The organism is Streptomyces sp. NPDC003027 (assembly GCF_053591435.1).
Genome location: NZ_JBSFTU010000010.1, coordinates 121,866 through 147,402 on the forward strand (window position 1 = coordinate 121,866; position 25,537 = coordinate 147,402).

General features: G+C 71.6%; 24 protein-coding genes and 1 tRNA gene. 9 read left to right on the plus strand and 16 right to left on the minus strand.

The features are described 5' to 3' along the window. Positions 1-169: 169 nt before the first annotated feature. From ACWDX6_RS10690 to ACWDX6_RS10700, 3 genes are all read right to left on the minus strand, one after another. Positions 170-254 (minus strand) — tRNA-Ser (locus tag ACWDX6_RS10690). Positions 255-322: 68 nt separating this feature from the next. Further along, the gene (tadA, locus tag ACWDX6_RS10695; protein WP_451484607.1) at positions 323-751 is read right to left on the minus strand and encodes a tRNA adenosine(34) deaminase TadA; all 429 of its coding nucleotides are present in this window, start codon (positions 749-751) and stop codon (positions 323-325) included. A 149-nt stretch (positions 752-900) separates the two neighbouring features. Beyond that, positions 901-1,437, minus strand: a complete 537-nt coding sequence (locus tag ACWDX6_RS10700; protein ID WP_451484573.1) for a tRNA adenosine deaminase-associated protein — start codon at positions 1,435-1,437, stop codon at positions 901-903. A gap of 338 nt (positions 1,438-1,775) precedes the next feature. On the opposite strand from ACWDX6_RS10700, the gene ACWDX6_RS10705 reads away from it, so the two are divergent. After that, positions 1,776-3,008 carry a S8 family serine peptidase gene (locus ACWDX6_RS10705; RefSeq protein WP_451484574.1) on the plus strand — a complete coding sequence of 411 codons (1,233 nt, stop codon included), beginning with the start codon at positions 1,776-1,778 and terminating at the stop codon, positions 3,006-3,008. 177 nt (positions 3,009-3,185) lie between these two features. On the opposite strand, the gene ACWDX6_RS10710 is transcribed toward ACWDX6_RS10705, so the two are convergent. Continuing rightward, the gene (locus ACWDX6_RS10710) at positions 3,186-3,407 is read right to left on the minus strand and encodes a hypothetical protein (protein ID WP_451484575.1); all 222 of its coding nucleotides are present in this window, start codon (positions 3,405-3,407) and stop codon (positions 3,186-3,188) included. A gap of 91 nt (positions 3,408-3,498) precedes the next feature. Between ACWDX6_RS10710 and upp the strand changes: the two genes are divergently transcribed. Further along, positions 3,499-4,134: a uracil phosphoribosyltransferase gene (gene upp, locus ACWDX6_RS10715; protein WP_355110873.1), complete on the plus strand. Its 636-nt coding sequence runs from the start codon at positions 3,499-3,501 to the stop codon at positions 4,132-4,134. Between the two features lie 106 nt (positions 4,135-4,240). Here upp and ACWDX6_RS10720 read toward each other — a convergent pair whose 3' ends face one another. Beyond that, positions 4,241-4,870 (minus strand): LytR C-terminal domain-containing protein, encoded by a 630-nt coding sequence (locus ACWDX6_RS10720; RefSeq protein WP_451484576.1) that lies wholly within the window; start codon positions 4,868-4,870, stop codon positions 4,241-4,243. A gap of 114 nt (positions 4,871-4,984) precedes the next feature. Beyond that, positions 4,985-5,281, minus strand: coding sequence for a type II toxin-antitoxin system VapB family antitoxin (locus tag ACWDX6_RS10725; RefSeq protein ID WP_009067182.1), 297 nt, complete (start codon positions 5,279-5,281; stop codon positions 4,985-4,987). Between the two features lie 107 nt (positions 5,282-5,388). On the opposite strand from ACWDX6_RS10725, the gene ACWDX6_RS10730 reads away from it, so the two are divergent. After that, positions 5,389-6,966 (plus strand): helicase HerA-like domain-containing protein, encoded by a 1,578-nt coding sequence (locus tag ACWDX6_RS10730; RefSeq protein ID WP_451484577.1) that lies wholly within the window; start codon positions 5,389-5,391, stop codon positions 6,964-6,966. A 152-nt stretch (positions 6,967-7,118) separates the two neighbouring features. Here the strand turns inward: ACWDX6_RS10730 and ACWDX6_RS10735 are convergent, their stop codons facing one another. From ACWDX6_RS10735 to ACWDX6_RS10745, 3 genes are all read right to left on the minus strand, one after another. Then, positions 7,119-8,681 carry a M28 family metallopeptidase gene (locus ACWDX6_RS10735; RefSeq protein ID WP_451484578.1) on the minus strand — a complete coding sequence of 521 codons (1,563 nt, stop codon included), beginning with the start codon at positions 8,679-8,681 and terminating at the stop codon, positions 7,119-7,121. Between the two features lie 116 nt (positions 8,682-8,797). Then, a complete protein-coding gene (locus tag ACWDX6_RS10740; RefSeq protein ID WP_403292552.1) occupies positions 8,798-9,391 on the minus strand; it encodes an HhH-GPD-type base excision DNA repair protein in 594 nt (197 codons plus the stop codon). 347 nt (positions 9,392-9,738) lie between these two features. Next, on the minus strand, positions 9,739-10,524 hold the full coding sequence (locus ACWDX6_RS10745) for a TetR/AcrR family transcriptional regulator (protein WP_451484579.1): 786 nt from the start codon (positions 10,522-10,524) through the stop codon (positions 9,739-9,741). 262 nt (positions 10,525-10,786) lie between these two features. Here ACWDX6_RS10745 and ACWDX6_RS10750 point away from each other — a divergent pair, with 262 nt between their 5' ends. Then, positions 10,787-11,380, plus strand: coding sequence for a rhodanese-like domain-containing protein (locus ACWDX6_RS10750; RefSeq protein ID WP_451484580.1), 594 nt, complete (start codon positions 10,787-10,789; stop codon positions 11,378-11,380). Positions 11,381-11,498: 118 nt separating this feature from the next. Here the strand turns inward: ACWDX6_RS10750 and ACWDX6_RS10755 are convergent, their stop codons facing one another. From ACWDX6_RS10755 to ACWDX6_RS10770, 4 genes are all read right to left on the minus strand, one after another. Then, complete coding sequence (locus ACWDX6_RS10755) at positions 11,499-12,725, minus strand: RNA polymerase sigma factor (protein ID WP_451484581.1); 1,227 nt, start codon at positions 12,723-12,725, stop codon at positions 11,499-11,501. A gap of 92 nt (positions 12,726-12,817) precedes the next feature. Beyond that, positions 12,818-13,234, minus strand: coding sequence for a YciI family protein (locus ACWDX6_RS10760; protein WP_451484582.1), 417 nt, complete (start codon positions 13,232-13,234; stop codon positions 12,818-12,820). A gap of 82 nt (positions 13,235-13,316) precedes the next feature. Beyond that, a complete protein-coding gene (locus ACWDX6_RS10765) occupies positions 13,317-14,606 on the minus strand; it encodes a winged helix DNA-binding domain-containing protein (protein ID WP_451484583.1) in 1,290 nt (429 codons plus the stop codon). Positions 14,607-14,647: 41 nt separating this feature from the next. Next, on the minus strand, positions 14,648-15,652 hold the full coding sequence (locus tag ACWDX6_RS10770) for a DUF5937 family protein (protein ID WP_451484584.1): 1,005 nt from the start codon (positions 15,650-15,652) through the stop codon (positions 14,648-14,650). A gap of 151 nt (positions 15,653-15,803) precedes the next feature. Between ACWDX6_RS10770 and ACWDX6_RS10775 the strand changes: the two genes are divergently transcribed. After that, positions 15,804-17,078, plus strand: a complete 1,275-nt coding sequence (locus ACWDX6_RS10775) for an MFS transporter (RefSeq protein ID WP_451484585.1) — start codon at positions 15,804-15,806, stop codon at positions 17,076-17,078. A 59-nt stretch (positions 17,079-17,137) separates the two neighbouring features. Here the strand turns inward: ACWDX6_RS10775 and ACWDX6_RS10780 are convergent, their stop codons facing one another. The 3 genes from ACWDX6_RS10780 to ACWDX6_RS10790 all read right to left on the minus strand — a co-directional run bounded on the left by ACWDX6_RS10780 (position 17,138) and on the right by ACWDX6_RS10790 (position 20,555). Further along, positions 17,138-19,408, minus strand: coding sequence for an FtsX-like permease family protein (locus tag ACWDX6_RS10780; protein WP_451484586.1), 2,271 nt, complete (start codon positions 19,406-19,408; stop codon positions 17,138-17,140). Next, entirely contained in the window at positions 19,405-20,079 is a 675-nt protein-coding gene (locus ACWDX6_RS10785) for an ABC transporter ATP-binding protein (protein WP_451484587.1), read from the minus strand. The genes ACWDX6_RS10780 and ACWDX6_RS10785 overlap by 4 nt, the downstream gene beginning before the upstream one ends. 65 nt (positions 20,080-20,144) lie before the next feature. Further along, the gene (locus ACWDX6_RS10790) at positions 20,145-20,555 is read right to left on the minus strand and encodes a hypothetical protein (protein WP_451484588.1); all 411 of its coding nucleotides are present in this window, start codon (positions 20,553-20,555) and stop codon (positions 20,145-20,147) included. A gap of 326 nt (positions 20,556-20,881) precedes the next feature. Between ACWDX6_RS10790 and ACWDX6_RS10795 the strand changes: the two genes are divergently transcribed. From ACWDX6_RS10795 to ACWDX6_RS10810, 4 genes are all read left to right on the plus strand, one after another. Beyond that, positions 20,882-21,670: a helix-turn-helix transcriptional regulator gene (locus ACWDX6_RS10795; protein ID WP_451484589.1), complete on the plus strand. Its 789-nt coding sequence runs from the start codon at positions 20,882-20,884 to the stop codon at positions 21,668-21,670. A 309-nt stretch (positions 21,671-21,979) separates the two neighbouring features. Beyond that, positions 21,980-22,921: a 3-hydroxybutyryl-CoA dehydrogenase gene (locus tag ACWDX6_RS10800; RefSeq protein WP_451484590.1), complete on the plus strand. Its 942-nt coding sequence runs from the start codon at positions 21,980-21,982 to the stop codon at positions 22,919-22,921. Positions 22,922-23,049: 128 nt separating this feature from the next. Further along, positions 23,050-24,261, plus strand: coding sequence for an 8-amino-7-oxononanoate synthase family protein (locus tag ACWDX6_RS10805; protein WP_451484591.1), 1,212 nt, complete (start codon positions 23,050-23,052; stop codon positions 24,259-24,261). Beyond that, positions 24,254-25,504 (plus strand): MFS transporter, encoded by a 1,251-nt coding sequence (locus ACWDX6_RS10810; RefSeq protein WP_451484592.1) that lies wholly within the window; start codon positions 24,254-24,256, stop codon positions 25,502-25,504. Before ACWDX6_RS10805 ends, ACWDX6_RS10810 begins: the two co-directional genes overlap by 8 nt. Positions 25,505-25,537: the final 33 nt, after the last annotated feature.

Here is a 25,537-nt window from a genome sequence, read left to right on the forward strand (position 1 = left end):
CTGCGGGACCGGTTCTCATCGGGGGGAGCGGCTTGTCCCCCCGTGCCGCTCCCCCCGTCCGACGGACGCCGATGCCCCGGCCGCGTGACCTACGCGCCCGGGGCATCGGCGTTCCCGCGCCCAACACGCCGAAGGGCCCGGTGCGATGCACCGGACCCTTCGATCGAAGCGGTAGCGGAGGGATTTGAACCCTCGGTGACTTGCGCCACACTCGCTTTCGAGGCGAGCTCCTTCGGCCGCTCGGACACGCTACCGAGAGAGAGCTTAGCCCAAAGGTGCCCCTGCGATGAAATCCGTATACCCGCGCAGGTGGGAGGGGGGTTCAGCGGGTACGGAAGAAGGCCGTGAGCTGCCGCGCGCACTCCTCGCCGAGCACGCCGGGGATCACCTCGGGGCGGTGGTTCAGCCGGCGGTCCCGTACGAGGTCCCAGAGCGAACCGGCCGCGCCCGCCTTCTCGTCGAAGGCGCCGAACACCACCCGCTCGACGCGGGACTGGACGAGCGCGCCCGCGCACATCACGCAGGGCTCCAGGGTCACGACGAGGGTGCAGCCGGTCAGCCGCCACTCACCGGTTCTCGCCGCGGCCCGGCGCAGGGCCAGGACCTCGGCGTGGGCGGTCGGGTCGCCGGTCGCCTCCCGTTCGTTGTGCCCGGTGGCGAGGAGCGAGCCGTCGGGGGACAGCACGACCGCGCCGACCGGTACGTCACCGGCCGACGCGGCCCGGTCGGCTTCCGCGAGCGCCAGCCGCATGGCCTCCCGCCAGGGATCCCGTACGGGATCGGGAGCCGAGTGCCGTACGGGATCGTGGCCGGGGCCGAGGCCAGAACCGGTGCCGGGGTCGGGGCAGGGGTCGTGCTCGGTGTCGTGCTCAGGGCTGTGCCCGGGTCCTGCGTGGGTCACTAGCGAACGGTCTCCAGCACCTCCGCGGCGCCCAGCGCGTCCGCGATCTCGGCCAGCGCGTCGCTCTCCAGCGCCAGCAGCTCCTTCTCCGGAAGACCGAGGTCCGCCAGGACCAGCCGGTCGCCGATCGGGGCGGCCGGTACGGCGTCGGCGGCCAGGTCCGGCGCCTCCTCGTCGTCCTCCTCCTGGTCCAGAGGTTCTCCGTCCTCCGTGCCGTCGAGGTCCAGCGCGTCCAGGTCGGGGGCGTCCCCGTCCAGGTCGTCGCCGAGCAGTTCCTTGAGGAGGATCTCCCCGTACGAGGAGCGGCGGGCGGCCGCCCCGTCCGACACGTAGATGCGAGGGTCGTCCTCGCCCTCGATCCGGAGGAGGCCGAACCAGGCGTCCTCCTGTTCGATGAAGACGATGACCGTGTCGTCGTCGACCGAGGCCTCGCGGGCGAGTTCGGTCAGATCCGACAGGGTCTCCACATCGTCGAGCTCTGTGTCGCTCGCTTCCCACCCGTCTTCGGTGCGCGCGAGCAGTGCGGCGAAGTACACCGTGACTCTCCCACTGATCAGAGGTGTGACGATCCGGCGGTGCGCTCCTGGTGCCCCGCCCAATCGGCATCGTGGCAGAAACGGCGGCCTCAGGAGAGGTCTTCGGCTCTTGCGTCGTGCATCAGTCTGATCCGCGACCCGGTCGCCTTCCCCGGCGGACCGTGTCCGGGGAGTCGGACGGACCGCATCCGGGGCGTCGGAGGGGGGCGTCGGAGGGGCGGAGATCCACCTCTTCGGAGGAGCGCGTTCCGCCGTACGTCCATTGTGCTTCCGCCGACGGGTGAACCGCCTGGTGATGTCGTAGAGGCTGATCGTTTCTGCATGATGGTGTGCGCGGCATGACCATTCGTACTCGCACTCGCGCTCGGATCGGCACTCGTACGGGTTTCGCCCTGGCGACCGTCGTCACCGCCGTGCTCGCCCTGGCCGGACCGCCGGCCGCCGCCGACCCGGCCGGGCCGTCCGCGCCCGCCGCGCCGAAGCCCGCCCCGCTGCACACCTCTCCCCGCGCCGTCCCCGGGCAGTACATCGTCACCGTGGAGGAGGGGACGGACGCGGGGGCGCTCGCGGGGAAGATGAACGTGAAGCCGTCGTTCGTGTACAGCGAGGTGCTGAACGGGTTCGCGGTGACCATGGACCCGCTCCAGGTGAAGACCGTCCGCAGCACCCTCGGCGTCAAGACGGTGGAGGAGGACGCCGCCGTGTCGGCGGTCACGCCCGCGCGGCCCTCCGGGGCGGGCCGGGCCCCGGCCTCGACCTGGGGTCTGGACCGGATCGACCAGCGGACGCTCCCCCTCGACGACACCTTCACCACGGCCGGCGACGGCACGGGGGTCACCGCGTACATCCTCGACACCGGCATCGAGTACGGACACGACGAGTTCGGCGGCCGCGCCGCCTTCGGCTTCGACGCCATGGGCGACGGTCGGGCGGGAGCGGACTGCCAGGGGCACGGCACCCATGTCGCGGGCACGGTCGGCGGCAAGACGTACGGGGTGGCGCGCAACGTCAATCTCGTCAGCGTGCGGGTGCTCGGCTGCGACGGACAGGGCCAGTGGTCGGGGATCCTGGCCGGCATGGACTGGGTGGCCAAGAACGCCAAGCAGCCGGCCGTCCTGAACGCCTCCCTCGGCGGACCCGAGTCGGACGCCGTCGACAGCGCCATCGAGGCCCTGTCCAAGGCGGGGGTGCTGCCGGTGGTGGCCGCGGGCAACTCCGCGGCCGACGCCTGCGACGTCTCCCCGGCCGGCGCGGACGGCGTGGTGACGGTCGGCGCGAGCGACCGGACCGACACGGAGACGAGCTTCTCCAACTGGGGCGAGTGCCTCACCCTCTACGCTCCCGGCCAGGCGATCGTCTCGGCGAAGCTCGGCGGCGGCAGCGTGGCCCTGAACGGCACCTCGATGGCCGCCCCGCACGTGGCCGGAGCCGCCGCCCTCTACCAGCAGGCGCACCCGGAGGCGACGGTCGCGGGCGTCACGCTCTGGCTCGACGAGACGTCCACCAAGGACGTCCTGCGGAACGTCACCCCGTCCAGCCCCAACAAGCTGCTCTACACGGGCGGGCTGTAGCCGTACCCGCCGCATCGGCACCTACCCGCCGTACGGTCGGCCGTGAGGCCCCGGTCCTCTCGGGCCGGGGTCTCACGGCTTCCCGGTCTCACGGCTTCCCGGTCTCACGGCTTCCCGGTCTCACGGCTTCGCGGTCTCATGGCTTCGCGGTTTCACGGCCTCCCCCGTCCCACGGCCTCACCAGCGGAAGGTCCGCATACGCATGGCCTGCCGCATCCTGGCCGCGCGGGCGCGCCGCGGCTGCACACGGTCGCGCAGCGCCTTCGCCTCGTGCAGCTCGCGCAGGAACTGGGCGCGGCGCCGACGGCGCTCGGCGTCGGTCTCGGGCGGCTGCCCGCCGGACGCGGCCGCGGCACCGCCCGGGGCGCCGGCGTTGTCCGGGTCTTTCCGCTTCGGCATGGGCCACGCACCACCCCACGACTGGGTTCCTGTGCACCCCCACCTTCCCTCCACGGCGTGGGTTGATGCCAGTGCGGGCTACTGTTGGGTCATGCGTCTCCACGTCGTCGATCACCCGCTGGTCGCCCACAAGCTCACCACTCTGCGCGACAAGCGCACGGACTCCCCGACCTTCCGCCGGCTGGCGGACGAGCTGGTCACCCTGCTCGCCTACGAGGCCACGCGGGACGTGCGCACGGAGCAGGTCGACATCGAGACCCCCGTCACGCCGACGACCGGTGTGAAGCTGTCGTACCCGCGTCCGCTGGTGGTCCCGATCCTGCGCGCCGGTCTCGGCATGCTGGACGGCATGGTGCGCCTGCTGCCGACCGCCGAGGTGGGCTTCCTGGGCATGATCCGCAACGAGGAGACGCTGGAGGCGTCGACCTACGCGACGCGGATGCCGGAGGACCTCTCGGGCCGCCAGGTGTACGTCCTCGACCCGATGCTGGCGACCGGCGGCACGCTCGTCGCGGCGATCCAGGAGCTGATCAAGCGCGGCGCGGACGATGTGACCGCCGTGGTGCTGCTCGCCGCCCCCGAGGGCGTGGAGATCATGGAGCGCGAGCTGGCGGGCACGCCGGTGACCGTGGTGACCGCGTCGGTGGACGAGCGTCTCAACGAGAGCGGCTACATCGTCCCGGGCCTGGGTGACGCGGGCGACCGCATGTACGGCACCGCCGACTAGCGGATCCGGCGCCGGACGGTCCCGGCCGGACGGTCTCCGGCGAAGGTGTTCGGCGCGGAAGGTGTTCGGCCGTTCAGTCGTTCAGTCGTTCAGCTGTTCGGCCGTTTCAGCACTTACCGGCGGGCGCGGCCTTGGGCTTGTTCAGAGCGACCAGGGCCGCGTCCGCCGTCGCCTTCGGGTCCAGGTTCTTGAAGGCCGTGCCCAGGATGAGGTCCACGTCCGCCGTCGCGCGCGTGTCCGTCTTGGACGTGGCGCCCTTCAGCTGGGTGCCCAGGACGGGGAAGGCGCCCTTGGCGGCTCCGGCGGCGCCCAGGAGGATTCCCGTACCCGGGACCTTCTTGTCGTACGCGGCGGGCGCGTTGCCGACCTTGCCGATCCGGAAGCCCCGCTTCTTCAGCTCGTCGGCCGTCGCCTTGGCGAGGCCGCTGCGCGGGGTCGCGTTGTAGACGTTGACGGTGATCTGCGCGGGTTTGGGGAGGGTACCGGCCGACGCGGCCGTGGGCTTGGGGGCGGGCTTGCAGTCGTTCCCGCGCGCGGCCGTCGTCCTCGTGCCGCCGCCACCCGAGAAGACCTCGACGAGCTGCAGCGTGCCCCAGCCGGCCGCGCCGAGCACGATCACGGCGGCGCCGGCCGCGAGGACGATCCTGCGCCGGCGGCGAGGGCGGCGCATGCGGGGGTACGCGTCCCCCGTGATGCGGTACTTTCCGCCCATACCGGGGGGAGTGAGCATGCTCATGAGCGCAGCGTAATGCCGCCCGCCGACGATGCCTACTGGATGATCATGTGATCGCGTCCGGATGGGCGGGAAGTGGCCCCGAAAGGGTCAGTGACGGCGTGGGCGTTGCTCCGGTCAGTCCATTTCCAGGACGCGCGCGTGCAGCACCTGCCGCTGCTGGAGGGCCGCGCGGACCGCGCGGTGCAGCCCGTCCTCCAGATAGAGATCGCCGCGCCACTTCACGACATGCGCGAAGAGGTCGCCGTAGAAGGTGGAGTCCTCGGCGAGCAGCGTCTCCAGGTCCAGCTGGCCCTTGGTGGTCACCAGCTGATCGAGGCGGACCGGGCGCGGCGCCACGTCCGCCCACTGGCGGGTGCTTTCCCGGCCGTGGTCGGGATACGGCCGCCCGTTACCGATGCGCTTGAAGATCACACGGAAAGCCTACCGGGCGAGCGGCTCCCGGCGCAGCCACGCGGACCCGGTGGGATGCTGGGGCAAACCGTCGCATACCGTGGTAATCCGGAAATTGGGGTCCTCTCATGGGCGTGAGCGAAGAGTCTCCGGCCGCCGATATCGCGGCGGGATACGGGTTCACCGGCGCCGCGCTCGAACTCGGCGCGCTGCTCTGGGGCGGTGTCTGCCACCCGGACGCGCCGATCCGCATTCCGCTGGCCATGCTCAACCGCCACGGCCTGGTCGCCGGTGCCACCGGCACCGGCAAGACGAAGACGCTCCAGCTCATCGCCGAGCAGCTGTCGGCCAACGGCGTACCGGTCTTCCTCGCCGACATCAAGGGCGACGTCTCCGGCGTCTCGGCGCCGGGGGAGGACAGCGAGCGCATCCGGCAGCGGGCGGAGCAGGTGGGGCAGGAGTGGCAGGCCAGAGGCTTCCCCTGCGAGTTCTACGGGCTCGGCGGGACCGGCCCCGGCATCCCGGTCCGGGCCACGGTGACCAGCTTCGGGCCGGTGCTGCTGTCGAAGGTGCTCCAGCTGAACCGGACGCAGGAGCAGTCGCTGGCCCTGATCTTCCACTACGCGGATCAGAAGGGTCTGGAGCTCGTCGATCTGAAGGACCTGCGGGCGGTGGTGGCGTTCCTGGTGTCGGACACCGGGAAGGCGGAGCTGAAAAGCATCGGCGGCCTGTCGACGGCGACGGCCGGGGTGATCCTGCGGGCGATCACGGCCTTCGAGCAGGCGGGGGCGGGCGGCTTCTTCGGGGAGCCGGAGTTCGACACGAGCGAGTTCCTGCGGACGGCGCCGGACGGGCGCGGGCTGGTGTCCGTCCTGGAGCTGCCGGCCGTCCGGGACAAGCCGCAGCTGTTCTCGACGTTCCTGATGTGGCTGCTGGCGGACCTCTTCCACGATCTGCCGGAGGTCGGTGACCTGGAGAAGCCCAAGCTCGTCTTCTTCTTCGACGAGGCGCATCTGCTCTTCGACGGGGCGTCGAAGGCGTTCCTGGAGTCGATCACGCAGACCGTGCGGCTGATCCGCTCGAAGGGGGTCGGCGTCTTCTTCGTGACCCAGACGCCGAAGGACGTACCGGGGGATGTGCTGGCGCAGCTGGGCAACCGGGTGCAGCACGCGCTGCGGGCGTTCACGCCGGACGACGCCAAGGCGCTGAAGGCGACGGTGCGGACCTTCCCGAACTCGGCGTACGACCTGGAGGAGGTGCTGACCGGACTGGGCACGGGCGAGGCGGTGATCACCGTCCTGAGCGAGACGGGCGCGCCGACGCCGGTGGCGGTGACCCGGCTGCGGGCGCCGCAGTCCCGTATGGGGCCGGTCGAGGCGAGCGCGCTGGAGGCGGCGGTGAGGAATTCGCCGCTGTACGGGCGGTACGCGGAGGCGGTGGACCGGGAGTCGGCGTACGAGAGGCTGACGGCCGAGCAGCGGGCGGCGGAGGCGGCGGCGCTGAAGGCGGCGGAAGAGGCCGCGGCGGAAGCCGCGGAGAAGAAGGAGGGCGCGGGGAGAGAGGCGTCGCCGCCTCGGCGGGAGGAGTCGCTCGCCGAGCAGGTCGTGGGCAGTGGGATCTTCACGTCCCTGGCCCGGTCGATCGGGACGCAGCTGGGGCGGGAGATCAGCCGGTCGGTCTTCGGTACGGCACGGCGGAGGCGGTAGCGCCTGTCCTGCCGTACCGACCGAGCCCCTGGCCGAGGAGTGCGAGGAAAGGCCCGGCCGCTGGTGGGCCGGGCCTTCCGTGGAACCGCTGGCGGGTTGCTCCAGCGCTGGTCGACACTCCACCGCTGGTTGGTTACTCCACCGCTGGTCGGTTACTCCGTGACCTCGTGGTCGTGACCGTCGTGGAGACCGCCGCCGCTGCCCGCGTCGCCGTCCGTCGGGACGGAGACGACCGGCTTCTTCAGGGAGCTGATGTCGTGGGCGTACGTGCCCACGGCGTTGGCGATGATGTCGATGTTGACGTCGAAGGCCGTCATGTTGATGTTCTCGATGGTGTCGCCGGCCGCGTGGTAGTTCACGTCGTACGCGACACCCGCCGTCCCACCGAACTTCGCCGCCTGCGTCGCCGTCTTGATGCCCTCGGCACCCGTGAACGTGCCGCCGGACGGGATGCCGATCTCGATGAACGGGCCGTAGTCCGAGCGGCCCGTGAAGTCGGTGCCCTCGTGCGGCGTGCCCTGCTTGTCCAGGAACGCGTTGATGTCCCGCTCCAGCTGGGCCGAGCCAGCAGGGCCCGGGCCGGCGCCGACGCCGTCGGAGTTGTCGCCGTCGTACACGAACAGGCCGTAGTTCGGCGAGGCGATCATGTCGAAGTTGAGGTAGAGCTTGACCTCCTTCTTGTCCAGCTCGCTCATCTTCGAGACGTAGTGCTCGGAGCCGAGCAGACCGTTCTCCTCGGCCGACCACCAGGCGAAGCGGACCTTGTTGCGGACCTTCGCCTTGGACTCGGCGAGCTCCAGGGCGGCCTGGAGCAGACCGGCGGAGCCCGAGCCGTTGTCGTTGATGCCGGGGCCGGCGGTGACGGAGTCGAGGTGCGCGCCGAGCATCACGGTGTTGGCGGCGTTGCCGCCCTTCGTCTCCGCGATGACGTTGTTGGTGGTGCGCTTCTCCTGGAGCTGGCGGATCTCGAAGGAGAGGCTGACCGGCCCCTTGGCGAGGTCGGCCGCGAGCTTCTCGCCCTCCGCCTGGGTGATGCCGCCGGTCGGGATCTTGCCGGCCGCCGGGTCGCCGAGGGTGCCGGAGAGGACGCCCTCGGTGTTGTTGTAGACGATGGCGCCCGCCGCGCCCGCCGCGGCGGCGTTCTGCTGCTTGACGGCGAACGCGCAGCCGCCGCGCTTGATCAGCGCCACCTTGCCGGTGAAGGTGCCCGCGGCGAAGTCGGCGGGCTCGCAGCCGGAGGTGCCGTCGGCGTCGACCGGGACGGCGGCCAGATCGGCCTTGATGCCGCCGACGGGCGTCGACTTGGTGTAGGTCATGGCCTTGATCTCGACCTCGCGCGGGGTGGGCGCGAGGACGGAGAGCTTCTCGGCCAGCGTCTCGGTGTAGTCGAATTCGAACTTCTGGTACGAGACGTTGTAGCCGGCCTTCTTGAGCTGCTGGTACACGTACGCGGCGGAGGCGTCGTGCCCGAGCGAGCCGGCCGCGCGGTGGCCGCCGGCCGAGTCCGCTATGGCCTGGAACATCTCCAGGTGCTTGTAGGCGCCGTCGGCGGAGGTCTCGCGGACGAGCTTCTTGGCCAGCTTCGCGGCGTCCCTGGCCGGTGCGGCACCGGGGTCAGGAGCGGCGGTGGTGGGGGAAGCGGCTGCCAGCAGGAGCGGGGTGGCGAGTGCGGCTGCGGCCAGGGTGGCCGCGGCTCTGCGATGGGATGCGTTCACAGAGGTCCTTCCCGGTGCGAACGAGGGTTGAGGGGAAGTTAGCGATCTCTGGTGCTTTCTGGGAACAGATCGGCCGCAATTCCTGTCACATTGAGCATGATTGCCATCCGAAATCATCAATTACCCGTAGCTTTGGCCGCTTTCGCGGCCGCCTTCGCCTGCTGCTTGAAGGCGCGCACCTTCGCCAGGGACTCCGGTCCGGTGATGTCGGCCGCCGAACGGTACGAACCCTCCTCGCCGTAGGCCCCGGCCGCCTCACGCCAGCCCTCGGGCCGTACGCCGTACCGCTTCCCCAGCAGGGCCAGGAAGATCTGCGCCTTCTGCTTGCCGAACCCGGGCAGGTCCACAAGCCGGCCGAGCAGCTCCGCGCCGGTCCCGGCATCCCTCCACACGGCCTCGGCCTCACCGCCGTACTCGTCGACGAGGAACTGGCACAGCTGCTGGATCCGCTTGGCCATGGACCCGGGGTAGCGGTGTACGGCCGGTTTGGCGGAGAGGAGCGCGGCGAAGGCGTCGGGGTCGTAGGCGGCGATCTCGTGCGCGTCGAGATCGTCCCCGCCGAGCCGCTGGGCGATGGTGTACGGCCCGGAGAACGCCCACTCCATGGGGACCTGCTGGTCGAGCAGCATGCCGACGAGCGCGGCGAGCGGGCTGCGGCCGAGGAGCTCGTCGGCCTCCGGCTGCTGGGCGAGATGGATCTCGGTGTTCATGATCCGATGATCCCGCGCGACGGCCGTGCGCGCGCGTGCGGGCTCTGCCTTCCGGGCGAGTCGGGATCACCTCTGCGTGTCCACGGCGTCGCGCGGTGTGGTGGCGGGGTGTCCCGCCCCGCCGGGCCCACCGGACCTGCGAGCCGGCCGCCGCTCGGGCCCGGGGGATGACGAAGGACGAGCAGAAGACGACTCGGCGGCGCTGATTCCGTCGGAGTGATGGGGGGCGGGCCGATCGCTGGTTGAGCGGAACGGAGCCAGGGAGGCCGGTCAGGGTGAGGTCGGGCCGGTCAGGTGAGGTCGGGCTGGTCAGGGTGAGGCGGGCTGGTCAGGGTGAGGCGGGCCGGTCAGGGTGAGGTCGGGCCGGTCAGGGTGAGCAGGTCGGCGACTCCGGCCTTGAGTTCCTCGGCGGAGAGGTTCCGCTCCACCGTGAGGTGGTGCATCAGGCTCGGCGAGAACGGCGCGAGGAGCAGGTGGGCGAGGAGCGCGCCGTTCGCCTCCGGTCGGAGCTGGGTGACCAGCAGGGCCACGTGGGTGTGCATCGCCAGGTACGCGCCGCTGGTGTAGCGGGCGCTGGGTGCGGCGGCCTGGGCGGCGAGGAGGAGTTCGCGCTGCTCGATGACGCGGTCGATGAGCGCGTCGAAGAACGCGGCCAGCCGCTCGGCGGCGGGGGCGCCGGGGCCGAGCGGAGGCGGCCCGCCCATGTACGCCTCCTGGAACTGGCGTTCCCGGTCGTCGAGGAGGGCCCAGAGCAGCTGGGCGACGTCGCCGAAGCGGCGGTAGACGGTGCCGACACCGATCCCGCTGGCGTGCGCGACCTGGTTCATGGTGACGGCCTCGGGACCGACCTCGGCGACCATGCGGGCGGCCGCGTCGAGGATCTTGCGCCGATTGCGGGCCGCGTCGGCGCGCTCGGGGGTGGATCGATCGGCGGTGGGGAGGAGACCGAGCGGCGGACCACCGGGCGTGAGGCCTTCGGCGCGGGGCGTCCGGCTTCTTGTGGCGGGGGTCGGGTTTCCCGTGCCGGGCGTCGGGTTCTCCGGGGCGGGTGTCGCGTTCTCGGTGCCGGGCGGCGTGGGCGGGGTCTCCCGCGCCGGCTCCTGCCGCCGCTCCTCTGGTGTCTTCGCGCTCATCGTCGTCCGCCTGCCCTTCGCCCCTCGCCCCCCTCGGTCCGGTCCCTGATTCGAGCATAACGGAGCGCTATCCGGTTCTCCTCGTCCCCGGCTGCGGAACCGGATACATATCCGCTTACTGGTGTGGGCGCGGACTGACGGCGACGCTTCCCGGCACCCGTCGCATACCTCTGGGCGGCGCCTCCGGAGGTACTTTGCTTCCGACGGGGGTTTCCGAACCGGCGGCCGAGGCCGCCCACGAAGCGCGAGGATGCCGCCTGCCATGAAGACTCCCCCGTCACTCGACGCCGACCAGGCCCGCGGCCGGTTGCGCGAACTGACCGTCGTCGACGTCCGTACGCCCGGTGAGTACGCCTCCGGCCATCTGCCCGGCGCGCTCAACATCCCCCTCGACCAGCTCGGCCGCGCCGTTCCGGCGCTCCAGGAGGCTGCCGGCCGCGGCGAGTTGCTGATGGTGTGCCAGTCGGGCGGCCGCTCCGCCAGCGCCTGCGCCAGGCTGACCGCGCACGGCGTGCCCGCGCTCACGCTCAGCGGCGGCACGGACGCCTGGGTCGCGCGCGGCCACGAGCTGGCCCGCCCCGAGGGCGGCGCGCCGGCGCGCGCGGTGTGGGCCATGGAACGCCAGGTCCGGTTCGCCGCGGGGTTCCTCGTCCTGACCGGCCTGGCCCTCGGCCTGTGGGTGCACCCGGCGTTCCAGCTGCTGTCGGCGGGCATCGCGGCCGGCCTCGTCTTCTCGGCGCTCACGAACACCTGCGGCATGGCGGTGGCCCTCGGCAAACTCCCGTACAACCGCGCGAACGCCGAAGGGTCCGATATGGACACGACCCTCGCACGCCTGCGCGAGACTTCCTCCTGAGCCGCCCCCCGGCGCGCGCGGCCGGTCAGGTCCTCGCTCAGCTCCGTGCCGTACTGCCTGAAGACCACCCGAGGGAAGATCAGCAGCGCGTAGTCAGCCGCAGGCGGGACGAGGACGCTCACCGGCCCAGGCGTTCGGCCTTCGTGCGCAGGTAGTGGCGTTCCGGGAGGCTGAGGGTGTGGTCGGCCGCCGACCGGTAGGCGGCGCGGGCGGCTTCGGTGGCGCCGGTGCGTTCCAGCAGGTGGGCGCGGACCGCCTCAAGGCGGTGATGACCCCCCAGGCGGCCCTCCAGGCGGGTGAGTTCGTCGAGGCCGGCCTGGGGGCCGTGGACCATGGCGACGGCGACCGCGCGGCCGAGTTCCGCCATGGGGTCGGCGGAGTCGGCCGTGTCCGCCGAGCCGGTCACGAGGAGGTCGTAGAGGGCAAGGATCTGCGGCCAGTCCGTGTCCTCGGGGCGCCCGGCCTCGTCGTGGAGGGCCGCGATGGCCGCCTGGAGCTGGTAGGGCCCGGGCGGGCCCTCGGTCAGGGCCTCCTCGACCAGGGCGGTGCCCTCGGCGATCGCCGCCGCGTCCCAGCGGGTGCGGTCCTGCTCGTCGAGGGGGACCAGCTCGCCGTGCGGTCCCGTACGGGCCGCACTCCGTGCCTCCGTCAGCACCATCAGCGCCAGCAGACCGGTCACCGCCCCCTCCCGGGGCAGCAGCCGGCGCACCGCCCGGGTCAGCCGAATCGCCTCGCGTGCCAGGTCGGCACGGTGGAGCGCGGGGCCCGAGGTGGCGGTGTACCCCTCGTTGAAGATCAGGTACAGAACCTGGAGCACGGCGGCGAGCCGCGCGTCCCGGTCGCCGGGCCCCGGCGGACGGAACGGGTGGTCCTTGAGCCGCTTCTTCGCCCGGCTGATCCGCTGGGCGATGGTCGCCTCCGGTACGAGATGGGCCCGGGCGATCTCGGCCGTGGTGAGGCCGCCGACCGCGCGCAGCGTCAGCGCGATCCGGGACGCCGGTGCCAGCACCGGGTCGCAGCAGAGGAACAGCAGCGTCAGGGTGTCGTCATCGGACGGCGCCGCCCGGACCTCCCGGGGCTCCAGCCGTACCGCCGTCTCCTCCCGCCGCGCCCGCGCCTCGTCCGCCCGCAGCTGGTCGGTCAGCCGCCGCGAGGCCACCCGGATCAGCCACCCGCGCGGGTTGGCGGGCACCCCGGTCTCCGGCCACTGCCGGGCGGCGGCCAGCAGCGACTCCTGTACGGCGTCCTCGGCGGCGTCGAAGTGGCCGTACCGGCGGACGAGGGCGCCGAGGACCTGTGGCGCGTGACGGCGCAGCAGGTCCTCGACGGTGTGCTCGTCGGTCATCGACCGACCTCGCTCACGACGGATCTCGCTCACGACCCATCCCGATCACGACCGACCTGGTTCATCGACCGATCACGTTCCTCTCAGAGCTCTCAGAGATCGCTTCCGCCGCTCTCGTCGATCTGCCGGATCACCACCGGATAGTCCTTCGACCCGGCCGGCACCGGGCACTTCGCCACGCGCACCGCGATCTCGGTGACCCTCTCCAGGCTCTCGCAGTCGAGCACCCAGTACCCGGCGAGCACCTCCTTCGTCTCGCCGTACGGGCCGTCCGTGATCACGGGCCGGCCGTCCTTGTCGGCGCTCACGTGGCGCGTCTTCGCCGGTTCGACGAGGCCCTGCCCGTCGACCATCTCTCCGGACTCGGCCAGGTCGTCGTTGATCGCGTTCATGTACGCGAACATGGCCTGTAGATCCTGCTTGCTCCAGGCACGGCTGTGCTCGGAGCTCTTGCCCTTCATGGCCTCGTAGTCGGCCTGGGCGCCCTGCACCATGACGAGGTACTTCATGACGTGCTCCTTAGGTGGTCGTTCCCTTCACAGGGGACGTCGGAGCCGGGCACCGATTCTCGACACCGCGCGGAGGCCACCCCTATTTTCCGGGGAGACCACCCGTGGGAACCATGGTTCCCGCCGCCAACTCCCTCTCCAGCGGTGTACGGAAGCGGGGCGTGATCCGGACGTCGCCGACCCAGGCCGCCAGCCGTGCCGCCTCCGCCGCGATCGCGGCCCGCGCCTCCTCGCCCACGCCCCCGGTCTCTCCGGTGCCCCCCGTACCCGCCGTGTCGTCGAGCAGGCGCCAGACGATCTCGCCGTCCGGGCGCTGGGCCCAGCCGCCGACGACGCGGCCGTTCCACCAGACCGTCGGGCCGACGTTCCCACTGCGGTCGTACAGGGCCGGCCGGTGCGCCGGGTCCAGGTACCAGTCGCGGGACTGCCACCCCATCGCCGTCGGATCGAGCGCGGGAAGCAGGGCCGCCCAGGGCTCCGGCGCCGGTACGGGATCGAGGTCGTCCGGCAGGACGTAGCCGGTGCCCTCCGCCAGCTCAACGGGCCGCGCGCCGATCGCCGCGAGGGCCTTGCGGACATCGGTGACCCTCCAGCCGGTCCACCACTTCAGATCCGCCTCGGTCGCCGGACCGGACGCCGCGAGCCACACCCGTACGAGTTCGGCGTGGGCGTCCGCGTCCGTGGGATCGGGCAGGTCGGGGGCGAGGGCCCAGCGGAAGCGGCTGGAGTTCCACGCGCCCTGCGGGCGGCCGCGGGCGATCCTTCCCTCCATGCCGAGCACGCGCAGCAGACGGCTGGAGAGGGGCTGCGGGCCCTCCTGCCGGGTACCGACGCCGTAGGTGTACCGCACCCGCAACCGCGGGACGGCGCTGCCGAGGTCGGCGCCCGTGGCTTCGCCCCGGGCCGCCAGTTCGGCGAGCAGCAGACGCTCGGTCTCGGCGAGCCAGTCCGCGTCGTACGCGCTGCCCGCGGCCAGGTCCTTTCGCAGCGAGGAGCGTTCGCGGATGGCGACATCGCGCGTGGTGGAGGTGTGCACGGCCGGAACGAGGGCGGTGGGGAAGACGAAGATCGTGTGCCGCATGCCGTGCATCCGGGTCAGTGACCGGTCCTCGTACAGCGCCCGTTCCAGCCCCGCGACGGGCCCTTCGGCGACCGACCCCTCGCTGCCCCCGTCCTCCGTGCCACCCTTCAGCCGGGCGCCCACCGCCAGGAAGACACTCGCCGGGTCCGTGGCGTGCAGGGCCACCAGGGACCCGGCCACCTCCTCGACGGTCCCGGCCCGTGCCGCCCCTGCCAGCCGGTGCCGTACCCCCAGGCGTGCCCTGCGCTCGTCCGCCTCGATCCGGCGCGTGCCCTTCTCGGTGAACCCCATGCCGCAAGCATGAGGCACGGGTCTGACAGTGAGGGACGCGGTCAGGCGGCATCCCCGGCGGGCGCGAGCAGCGCGTCCGCCACGGCCGTACGGGCGTAGAGAACGGAACGGCCGTTGCGGTGGGCGGTGACGAGCCCGGCGTTGCGCAGGGCGGTCAGGTGCTGGGAGACCCCCGCGGCCGAAAGGCCGGAGAACGCGGCGAGTTGAGTGGTCGAGGCCGGTGTGTCGAGCTCGGTGAGGAGCAGCGTGCGCGAGCGGCCGATGACGGCGGCGACCGCGTCGGTGGCGGCGGCGGGGCGCGGCTCCCACAGATTGCCGACGCCGCGTGCCGGATAGGCGAGTTGGGGCGGCTCGGGGGAGACCGTACGGGTCATGACGCGCGGCCAGGCGAACACGGAGGGGATGAGCAGCAGCCCCGAGCCGGCCTCGTCGCGGGTCAGCGCGCAGTGGCGTCGGACCAGGCGCAGGGTGCCGTCGTCCCACCGTACGGTCTCGTGGAGCTCGCTCAGGACGCGCGCCGAGCCGTGCTCGGCGACCTGCCGGGCGCGGTGGAAGACATCGGCTTCGAGGAGCTGGCGGATGCGGGACCAGTAGGGGGCGAGGGCGAGTTCCCAGAAGGTCTCGATCTCGGCGGCGACCTTCTCCAGGGCCGCCTCGGGGGCTTCGCGGAACAGGGCGTGCCGGGCGGAGGGCCCGTGGCCGGCGGGTCGCTCGGCGGCCAGCTTGTCGATCTCGTCGCGGACCTGGGCGGGCGGGGTGCGGCGGATCGCGTCCAGTTCGCCGGCCAGGGTGGGAAAGGGGCTGGTGGGGGTGGGGTTGAGGAAGTCGGCGAGATAGCCGTGGGCGGGGATCAGCTCGGCCAGCCACCCGCGGTCGAGCCCGGCCTGCGCGAACCGGGGCCGTACCTGCTCGGCCCAGCGCCGGTGCAGCGGCGGGTCGGCGTCGTCGCGGAGCAGCCGGAATCCGGTGACGACCTCCCACATGGGGGAGACGGCGAACCGGGTCTGCGCCAGGTCCGCGGCGGAGAAACTGAGTGCTGCTTCCATGGCCTGCCGCCTCACTCTCCGACGTACGGTGAACGGAGACGCGGAACCGCGCACGGGCTCCGCGCTCGTCTCGCGAATCGAAACTCGTTGATGGATTCGGTCTGAGCTTAATCATTGGCTCGGTGAGGCGGCCGGCCCGCACCCTCCTCGCATGCTCTCCACCTTCCGCGGCCTTCCGTCCTCCGTCTGGACCGTGTTCGCCGGCACGATCGTCAACCGTCTCGGCTATCTGGTCACCCCCTTCCTCGTCTTCTTCCTCGCCTCGCGCGGTGTCACGGGCGCCGACACCTCGTACGTCCTCGGCGCGCTCGGCGCGGGCAATCTGCTCGGACCGGCGCTGGGCGGAGTCCTCGCCGACCGGATCGGCCGCCGTCCCACCATGCTGATCGGACTCCTCGGCGCGTCGTTCGCGCAGGGGGCGCTGTTCGTGGCGCCGGGGGTCTGGACGATGGCGGCCGCGGCGCTCCTGATCAGCGCGGCGGGTGCGCTGGTGGGGCCGGCCTCGTACGCGTTCATGGCCGACGCGGTCGACGCCGAGCGCCGCCAGCGCGCGTACGCCCTGCTCGGCTGGGGCGTCAACATCGGTACGGCGGTGGCGGGCGTCCTCGGCGGCTTCCTGGCCGCGCAGGGGTACTGGCTGCTCTTCGCGGTCGACGTCGCCACCATGCTGACCTACGCGGCCGTGGTCGCCACCCGCCTGAGCGAGCCGCCGCGCGGGAAGCGGGCGGCTGGGGAAGCCGTCGCGGAGGCCGGTTCGGACGTCACCCCGGACGTCGCCCCGGATGTCACCCAGCATGTCGCCCCGGACGTCGCTCAGGACGGCGGCGGACTCGGCTACGGCGTCGTGTTCCGTGACCGGCTGGCCCTCGCGCTGCTGCCGCTTCTCGGCCTCCAGCTCTTCGTCTACTCCCTCACCGAGGTCGCCCTGCCGCTCGCCATCCAGGACAGCGGTCTCTCCCCGGCGGTGTACGGGGCGATGGCGGCGGTCAACGCGATCCTGGTGGTCGTGCTCCAGCCCTTCGTCACCGCGCGGCTGGCCGGCCTCCCCCAGTTGCCGGTGCAGTGCGCGGGCGGTGTGCTGATCGCCGCCGGGGTGGCGCTGACCGGCCTCGCGGACGGCGTGGTGGGTTACACGGTGTCGGTGGTCGTCTGGTCCCTGGGCGAGGTGTGCGTCGCGGGCATCGCGGCGGCGGTCGTCGCCAACCTCGCCCCGGAGCACGCCCGGGGCCGCTACCAGGGCGCCTTCGGCTGGACGTGGGGCGTCGCCCGCTTCGCCGCCCTCACCCTGGGGGTCACCGTCTACACCGGTCTGGGCCCAGCCGCCCTGTGGTGGACGGCCCTCGCCACCGGCCTCCTCTCGGCGGCGGCGATCCTCGCCCTCACGGGCCGGGTCGCTCTCCGCACGGCCCACGCGCTGGCGGCGTGAGCCCGCACCTGTGCCCGGCATCGATCCGGAGGTGACCGCACCTGTCGGCCGAACTCGGTTCAGTCGCGCCGAATGTGCTCCGGATCGACATGGCGCCGCACGAGCGGCAGCGAAGCGGCCCCGGCGGCGAGGAGCACGCCGAGGGTGCACCCGACGAGCAACGGAAGGCCACTCCAGTCCCAGTGAACCGACCCGCCTCCGGTGATCAGGTAACTCGACTCGGCGAGCCACCCGGTGACCACGGCGGCCCCCAGCCCGATCGCCAACGGCACGAGTACCTGCACCACTTGCGCGGCCCGCAAGGTCCCGGCCCGGGCCCCGAGCAGCGCGAGGGCGGTGACCTGGCTCCGCCGCTCCATGGCCCGGTCGGCGACGGACACGACGAACGCGGCGACGCTGATGACGAGCCCGAGGACCATGCCGGAGGCGAGGAGGCTGCGGATGACGGTGAGCTGCTGGAGGGACTCGACGACGATGCCGACGGGTTCGACGTCGGCGGTGGGGGCGATGGTGCCGATGCCGTCGAGGACGGTGCGGACGGTTTCGGGGTCGGAGGCGCTCAGGAGGTTGAGGTCTCCCGTGGCGGGGAGGGCTCCGGCGGGGAGACGGGACGGGGGGATGAGCACGTCCGGGGCGATGCCGGGCAGATCGAAGTTCCGGACGACGGCCGTCTCCTGCGGAACAGCGACCGCGATCTTCCGGCCGTCGTCCAAGAGGAACGGGTAGGAAGCACCGGGCTTCGTGCCCTGCTCCTCGGTGAGGTTGGAGTGCCTCACTCTGAGCACCTTGCCCTCGACGCAACCGCTCAACGATTTCGTGAACGCGGAGAACTGGTCACAGGTGGCGACGGCGGCGAGGATGCCCGGTTCGACGGAGCCGTCGTCCGGCGTCCACGAGGTCATGGTGATCGCGTGGGTCCGTACGCGCTCCACCCCGGTCATCCTCTCCCGCTGCTGCGGCGCCAGGTCCGTCAGCGGGAGGCGGTACGTCTGAACGGGCGAGGAGTTACGGCTGACCTGGCTGAGTTCGACGAGGACGCCCTGGGTGAGCGAGGTGGCGTAGACGAGCAGGACGAGGCCGGTGACCACCCGCAGCGAACTTCCCGGCTCGACTTCCATCCGGCGCATGGCGAGAGTCAGCGGAAGTGAACGCGCCGTGTGAGCGAGGCGGCGTGCGAGCCACGAGGTGACGGGAGCGAGTCCGAAGACCAGTCCGGCTCCGGTCAGCAGAACGGCGCCCGGTACGAGGAACGAGCTGGCGGACCCGCCCGACGGGTCGCGGCCGAGGACGCTGAGGACGCAGTAGCCGCCGATGATGCCGAGGCCCGGTACGAGGACCAGCGTTCCGTACTTGTTGGGCGGCTTCCGCTCGGCGGTCCGGCGCACGTTGAGCGGGGTGAGCGCGGCCTCGCGGGCGTGGTGCCGGCCGACGAACCAGGCGAGGGCGGGGCAGGCCAGCAGGCAGACAGCGAGTGTGGAGACGGTCGGGTAGCCGTCGGCCGGGTACCAGTGGAGGCCCGGCAGCCCGATCCGGGCCACGATCGCGTTGACGGCGAAATACCCGCCGACGCCCAGGAGCGCCCCGAGGAACGCTGCCGCGACAGTCTCCGCGGCATTGACCCGGAGGGTGCCCTTGATGCTCAACCCCACCAGACGCAGAGAGGCGAGCCTGCGTGCCCGCGACTCGGCGGACAGGCGGGCACAGACCGAGAGGAAGACGGCGAGGGGCAGCAGCACCACGCAGGCGAGCGTGAAGCGCAGGATGTCGAGGGTGGACTCCTCCACCGCGTTGAACCGGGGGTACCGACCGCCGAAGTGGTGCAAGGGTTGGGCCTGGGAGAGCTGGGCGGGTGTACTGCCGATGTAGGCGTACAGCTCGTCGGGGCCGGTGAGCCCCTCCGGTCCGATGGTGCCGCTCACTCGGCCCGGCAGCAGTCCCGCCAGTCCTGGGTGGTCCGCCAACGCCTCCCGGAGACGGGGAGAGGGGATCACCTCACCGGCAGCGGGCAGACGACTGAGCCCCGGCGGGACCGGGGAGGCGCTGGACACCGGGCCGGCGAGGAACACACGGCGCAGGCGCTGGGATCCGTAGGTGTCCTCGTGGGTGAGAAAGACGATGCCGGAGTGAGGACTCGAGCCTTCCCGCACCGCTGCTTGTGGCTCACGGACGGCGGTTCGCGCGTCATGGGCCGAGAGGATCGCCGGAATGGTGAGGACGGCGGCGAGGCAGGCAACGCCGAGCGAGCAGCCGAAGGTCATGAGAAGGAAGCGAGCGCGGCCCTGCCGGCCGCCGCCGCTCAGCAGGCGGAGCCCAAGGAGGAAGGGGTTCATGCCGCCACCCGTTGCGTCAGCACGCCGTCGGCCATCGTGTACTGGGAGTCGGCGTGCGAGGCGACGGTCGCATCGTGCGTGACGATCACGACGGCGGTCCCCTGATCTCGTGCCAGGCGCAGGAACTCCTTCAGTACGGCCGCGGCGTTGGCGCTGTCGAGGGCGCCGGTCGGCTCGTCGGCGAAGATCACAGCGGGGCGGTGGACGAGCGCCCGCGCGACCGCCACCCGCTGACTCTGGCCGCCGGAGAGCTGAGAGGTCCGGCGTTGCGACAACTCGGCCATTCCGAGCCGTTGCAGCACCTCGCCGGCCGCCGCGTGCGCCGGGGCCTTGCGGCGGCCGGCGAGACGCAGGGGCAGGGCCGCGTTCTCCTCGGCGGTCAGCTCGGGCAGCAGCTCCCCGTACTGGAAGACGAAGCCGAAGCGCTCCCGTCGCAGAGTGCTCAGCGCGTCGTCGTCGAGCGTCGAGAAGGCGGTTCCGTCGAAGGACACCGTGCCGTGCGACGGAGCCAGAACTCCGGCCAGGCAGTACAGCAGCGACGACTTGCCCGATCCGCTGCTTCCCATGACGGCGGCCACTTCACCGGCTCGCAGGGAGAAGTCCGCACCGCTGACGGCCTGGTGCGTTCCGTAGAAGAGGTCCACGCCCTCGGCGCGGAGAATGGCGTCCATCGTGATGCGAACTCCTTGCGTACGGAGGCCGCGACGGCGGCCTCCGAGACGTCGGACCAGCGGACTCAGCGCTTGTAGTACATGGTGTCCGAGCAGTTGTCCGGGCGCAGGGAGCCTCGGTCGCGACAGGCGCGGAGCCACGCCTCACCCGTCTGCAGCACGGCGCCGTCGTAGATCACCTTGTCCAGGAGGACGCTCTTCTTCTGTACGCCCTTGAACCGCTTCCAGGCATAGCCCTCCACCTTCGTGTCCAGGTAGACGTTGTGGCCGTCGTTCTTCGCGGTGTCCCGCAGCCAGCCCCTGAAGTGGAGGCCTCCGTGGCCCTGCCCCTTGGGCTCCCACTCGTACCTCCCCTCGGCGAAGTGGACGCCGGCGGTCGTCAGCGGCGGGATCTTGCGCCATCCGTCCGCCACCGCGGCCCCCATCCCCCCGACGAACAACCCCGCCGCCACCGCGACCGTCGCCAACTTCCGCATCTTTCCTCCAGAGTGAGAGCGCCCAGAGGGGCGTAGCGGCGAGTATTCCGACGATCACAGAGCGCCCGGTCGGGCGGAACGTCACTTCCTCCGCGCGTCGCTCGAACCGGTGAAGGGCGGCGCGGCCTGGCGCGGCGTGGGTGTCGGCGGGCGGGCCGTAGGTCGTCGGCGGATCGGCGGGGCGGGACGTTGGCCGGGATAGCATCCTTTACTGGCCAGTAGCCACTCCTGACGGACGCCCCGCACAGCGGTGATTCAATTCACACGCGGCGCCTGAGGGCGGGTCAGCGTACCGAAATAGAAAAAACAGAACGGAGAACAGGGCGATGGTGCTCCCGGGGGACACTGCAGAGCGCTTTGAGGAGCCCCCAGCAATCGGCGCATTGCTGCGCAGTTGGCGTCAGCGGGCCGGTGAGCGACTCAATCTCGGAAAAGCGTTGCCGCAGATCGAAGTCGCCGGGCGCGTCGGTATGAGCGAGCGCTGGTACCGCGACCTGGAGCGGGGCGCCCTGCCCCGGCTGGACCGGCGGGTGCTGGCCGGGTTGGCGGACGTGCTTCTGCTCGACGCCGACGAGCGGGCCACGCTCTACCTCTACGCCCTCGGCGGCACCCCGTACGTCGCCCCGCCGGTCTCCCGGCGCCCCCCGGATCTGTCGCCCCTGCAAGCGCAGCTCGACCGGCAGCTGCCCAGGCCCGCCTACCTCGTCGACAGCTGCTGGAACATCGTCGGCCACAACCAGGCGATGGCGGAGTGGTTCCCGTGGGTCCTCGCTCCGGGCGCCAACCTCATCCGGTGGGTGCTGCTGTCCGGCGAAGCGCGCGAGCAGCTGCTCGACTGGGAGCGGCATGCCCGGATCTACCTGGCGATGGTCCGGTTCGCCATGGCGCAGCACCCCGACGACCCCGATCTCGTGGCCCTGCTCCGGGACGTCCTGCGGGACCCGGACTGCGCCGAGTTCTGGCGCGGTCGGAACTGCGTCGTCGCCAACCGGGACGGGCACACCTTCCGGCTACGGCTACCGCATGTGTCTCCTGAAGTGATCGACGTGGTGACCCAGGTGCTGATCCCGGCGGGACACCAGCAACTGCGCTTCGTGGTCGTGCTCATGAACTGAATACACAGGAGCCGTCGCAGGATTCAATGGGAATGGACCGGCAAATTTTCCCGGTCCGCCGCTCTGGGTGGCTTCGTCCGGATTGCGGAACCGGCAGTTAATTGCCGATTGACAGTGCGCACAGTGCTTGGGAATTCTTCGAAATCCGCCGGGCGGCCATGAGCTGCCCGGCGGAGCTCATTCGCAGAATCTCTGGAGTACGACGGTGCGCGCATTCAACAGGGCCACGAAAAGAAACCGCTTCGACGGCGGTCACCGAACCGTCCCCGCGGCTTCCCGCGCCGCCGCCGTGCCGCAGGGGGTACGGCTGTGAACGGGACCGCGACGGAGACCACCGCCGGCCGGGTCGCCCCCGAGGCGGCCCCCCACCCGGCGCCGGCCCCCCACGCCGCCGCCCGTCCGGTCGAGCGGGTCGGTGTCGTCGGGTCGGGCACGATGGGTGCCGGGATCGCCGAACTCTGCGCCCTCAGCGGCCTGGACGTTCGCCTCGCCGTGTCCCGCGAGTCCTCGCTGACCTCCGCGCCGCGACGGATCGCGGCAGCCCTGGACCGGCGTGTCGCCAAGGGGAAGCTGACCCAGGCCGAGCGGGACGCGGCGGTGGCCCGCGTCTTCGTCACCACCGACCTCGGCGACCTCGCCGACAGGCAGTTGGTCGTCGAGGCGATTCCCGAGGACGAGGCGCTCAAGACCGAGCTCTTCGCCACCCTCGACAAGGTGGTCGACGAGGACGCCGTGCTGGCCTCCACCACCTCGGCGATCAGCATCACGCGCCTCGCCCGCGCCGCCACGCACCCGCGGCGCGTCGTCGGCATCCACTTCTTCAACCCGGTGAGCTCGATGCCGCTGGTCGAGGTGGTGCCGACGCTGCTCACGGACGAGTCCGTACGTGACCGCGTCGAGGTCTTCCTCGCCGAGCAGCTGGGGAAGCAGCCCATCCCGTCCGGTGACCGCAGCGGTTTCGTGGTGAACGCCCTGCTCGTGCCCTACCTGGTCGCGGCGGTACGCATGGTCGAGTCGGGCTTCGCGTCCGCCGAGGTCGTCGACCAGGGCATGCAACTCGGCTGTGGTCACCCCATGGGCCCGCTGCGCCTGTGCGACATGGTCGGACTCGATGTGGTCGCCGCGGCCGCCGAGGCCCTCTACGGCGAGTTCCGCGAGCCGCTGTACTCGCCGCCACCGCTGCTGTCGCGCATGGTCGAGTCCGGACTGCTCGGCCGCAAGACGGGCCGCGGCTTCTACGAGTACCCCTAGGGACCGCACCCCTAGGGACCGTACCCCTAGGGACCGCACCCCTACGGCCCGTACCCCTAGGGCCCGCACTTTCAGGGCGTCTCCCCGACCCTGCCCCGCCCCCTGCCGCATCCCCCTGGAGCCTTGCCGTGCACACGTTCATGAACATCAAGAAGTCGGCGAAGATCAGCCACGACTTCTGGGAAGTCACCACCGAGGCCGGCATGTTCGACATCGTCGCCGCCGGTCTCGGGGACGGGCGCCACCGCTCGCTCGCCGACGGGCACGAGTTCGTCAACATGTCCTCGTACTCGTATCTCGGGCTCGACACCCACCCGAAGATCGTCCGGGCCGCCGCTGACGCCGTGCTCGCCGAGGGAGCGCTCAACACCTCGACCTCCCGGATGCGCATCCGCTTCGCCGCCCTCAAGGACGCCGAGGACGCGCTCTCCGAGCTGTTCGACGTGGAGGCCGTCACGGTCGCCTCCTGTGCCGCCGCCGCCTGGGCCGCCCTGCCCCTGCTCGCCTCCGGCCTGCTGACCGGCGGGACACCCCCGCTGATGGTGTTCGACAAGCACGCCCACTTCTGCCTCAACGCCATGAAGGCGAACGTCGCCGACGAGACCGAAGTCGTCACGATCCCCCACAACGACATCGACGCCCTCGAGGACCTCTGCCGCAAGCACCCCCAGGTCGCCTACGTCGCGGACGGCGTCTACAGCACCGGCGGCCAGGCGCCCGTCGCCGAACTGCTGCGGTTGCAGGAGAAGTACGGCCTGTTCCTCTTCTTCGACGAGGCGCACGGCATCTCCACCGTCGGGACGCGCGGCCGCGGCGTGGTGCTGGAGACCATGGGCGCGATCAACGACCGTACGCTGATCATCACGTCACTGAACAAGGGCTTCGGCGCTTCCGGAGGCGCCATCTTCCTCGGGCCCCGCGGGTCGCTGGAGCGGCGCGACGTGGCACTGCGCAACGGCGGGCCCCTGATGTGGTCCCAGCGGATCAACACCGCCGGCCTCGGGGCCGTACTGGCCTCGGCGGAGCTGCACCGCTCCGACGAACTCGACCTGCTGCAGAAGCGGTTGCGGAGCAACGTCGACCTCTTCGACAGCCTTGTGCCGACCGCGCTGAGCGGCGACGGGCTGCCCATCCGTTTCGTCGACATCGGTTCCGAGGACGCGACGGTCCGGCTCGGACAGTCCCTGCTGGAACGCGGCTACTACGCCTCGCCGATCTTCTTCCCCGTCATCGCCCGCGGCAAGGCGGGGCTGCGGCTGATGCTGCGCGCCAACATGAGCACGGCGGAGATCGAGGACTTCTGCCGTCAGCTCAAGGAGCTGAGGGACCTCCATGTCTGAGCAGCCCCAGGCACCGAAGACACCCCAGGCACCCCAAGCGCCCCAGGCACCCAAGCCGGAACGCCGCACCCTCCTGGTGGGCTGCCTGCTGGTGTTCATGGCCCAGATGGCCACCACCATCTACCTCCCTGCCCTCCCGGCCGTCGCCCACGACCTGCACGCCTCCCGCGGTCTCGCCGCGCTGTCGGTGTCGCTGTTCGTCATCGGCGCGGCCGCGCCCGTGGTCTTCTGGGGCCGGGCGGCCGACCGGTACGGGCGGCGCGCGGCGGTGCTCGCCTCGCTGGTCCTCTTCGTCGGATCCAGCGTGCTGCTCGTGGTGACCCAGTCCGTCACCGTGCTTCTGGCGCTCCGCGCCGTCCAGGGCGTCGGGGCCGGCGGTGCGGCCATCATCGCCCGGATCTTCGTACGCGATCTCGGCGGCGGCGACGCGCTCGCCCGCCGGCTGTCGGTGCTGTCGATCGCGTTCGTGTCGGCACTCGGCGGAGGCCAGTTCCTGGGCGGTCTGATCGACCGGTACGCGGACTGGCGGGCCGGCTTCGCGGTCCTGGCCGCGGTGGGTGCCGTCGCGGTGATCGGAGTGATGACCCTGCCGCTGGAGCCCGGTCGGGACAAGCGGGACTCCACCGGCATGCTGCGGATCTACCTCGGCATCCTGGGCGTACGGCAGTTCCTGCTGCCGACCGTCGCGGGCGGGCTCGGGTTCGCCACCATCGTGCTGCTGCAGGAGGTGGCGCCGTTCGTGACCCAGCAGCGCTTCGGTCTGAGCGCGGCCGCCTACGGCAACCTGGGGCTGCTGTTCGGCCTGGCCTACTTCGCCGGTGCGATGCTGGTGAACCGGCTGGTCTCCGCCGTCGGTTCGGCCTGGCTGATGCGTCTCGGCGCCGCGGTGATGACGTGCTCCGGGGTGCTGATGTTCGTGCTCTGGCTGGTACCCGGACTGCCCACGACGGCCGCCCTCGTCGTGTTCGTCGCGCTCTACTGCGCCACGACCTTCGGCCAGGCGGCCCTGTTCCCCAGCAGCATGGCGGTCGCGGTGACCGCCGTCCCCGCACAGGGCGCCTACGCGGTGGCTCTCTGCGGCTTCGTCGCCCAGTCGATCGCCGGTGTCGTCTCCGTGGCGGCCGTGTGGCTGCACGTCGACCTCGTGTGGGCGGCCGTGGCGACCGGTATCAGCGCGCTGGCCCTGCTCCTGGTGAGCCGCCGCGCCACCTCTCCGTCCGCCACCTCTCCGTCCACCGCCTGACCGCTGAAACCTTCCACCTGAACCGAGAGCAGT

Excerpts from the sequence above, each read along its gene's own strand:
- tadA (WP_451484607.1), bottom strand. The coding sequence starts at position 751 with ATGCGGCTGGCGCTCGCGGAAGCCGACCGGGCCGCGTCGGCCGGTGAC.
- ACWDX6_RS10705 (WP_451484574.1), top strand. The coding sequence starts at position 1,776 with ATGACCATTCGTACTCGCACTCGCGCTCGGATCGGCACTCGTACGGGT.
- ACWDX6_RS10710 (WP_451484575.1), bottom strand. The coding sequence starts at position 3,407 with ATGCCGAAGCGGAAAGACCCGGACAACGCCGGCGCCCCGGGCGGTGCC.
- upp (WP_355110873.1), top strand. The coding sequence starts at position 3,499 with ATGCGTCTCCACGTCGTCGATCACCCGCTGGTCGCCCACAAGCTCACC.
- ACWDX6_RS10720 (WP_451484576.1), bottom strand. The coding sequence starts at position 4,870 with ATGAGCATGCTCACTCCCCCCGGTATGGGCGGAAAGTACCGCATCACG.
- ACWDX6_RS10730 (WP_451484577.1), top strand. The coding sequence starts at position 5,389 with ATGGGCGTGAGCGAAGAGTCTCCGGCCGCCGATATCGCGGCGGGATAC.
- ACWDX6_RS10740 (WP_403292552.1), bottom strand. The coding sequence starts at position 9,391 with ATGAACACCGAGATCCATCTCGCCCAGCAGCCGGAGGCCGACGAGCTC.
- ACWDX6_RS10745 (WP_451484579.1), bottom strand. The coding sequence starts at position 10,524 with ATGAGCGCGAAGACACCAGAGGAGCGGCGGCAGGAGCCGGCGCGGGAG.
- ACWDX6_RS10750 (WP_451484580.1), top strand. The coding sequence starts at position 10,787 with ATGAAGACTCCCCCGTCACTCGACGCCGACCAGGCCCGCGGCCGGTTG.
- ACWDX6_RS10755 (WP_451484581.1), bottom strand. The coding sequence starts at position 12,725 with ATGACCGACGAGCACACCGTCGAGGACCTGCTGCGCCGTCACGCGCCA.
- ACWDX6_RS10760 (WP_451484582.1), bottom strand. The coding sequence starts at position 13,234 with ATGAAGTACCTCGTCATGGTGCAGGGCGCCCAGGCCGACTACGAGGCC.
- ACWDX6_RS10765 (WP_451484583.1), bottom strand. The coding sequence starts at position 14,606 with ATGGGGTTCACCGAGAAGGGCACGCGCCGGATCGAGGCGGACGAGCGC.
- ACWDX6_RS10770 (WP_451484584.1), bottom strand. The coding sequence starts at position 15,652 with ATGGAAGCAGCACTCAGTTTCTCCGCCGCGGACCTGGCGCAGACCCGG.
- ACWDX6_RS10775 (WP_451484585.1), top strand. The coding sequence starts at position 15,804 with ATGCTCTCCACCTTCCGCGGCCTTCCGTCCTCCGTCTGGACCGTGTTC.
- ACWDX6_RS10780 (WP_451484586.1), bottom strand. The coding sequence starts at position 19,408 with ATGAACCCCTTCCTCCTTGGGCTCCGCCTGCTGAGCGGCGGCGGCCGG.
- ACWDX6_RS10785 (WP_451484587.1), bottom strand. The coding sequence starts at position 20,079 with ATGGACGCCATTCTCCGCGCCGAGGGCGTGGACCTCTTCTACGGAACG.
- ACWDX6_RS10790 (WP_451484588.1), bottom strand. The coding sequence starts at position 20,555 with ATGCGGAAGTTGGCGACGGTCGCGGTGGCGGCGGGGTTGTTCGTCGGG.
- ACWDX6_RS10795 (WP_451484589.1), top strand. The coding sequence starts at position 20,882 with ATGGTGCTCCCGGGGGACACTGCAGAGCGCTTTGAGGAGCCCCCAGCA.
- ACWDX6_RS10810 (WP_451484592.1), top strand. The coding sequence starts at position 24,254 with ATGTCTGAGCAGCCCCAGGCACCGAAGACACCCCAGGCACCCCAAGCG.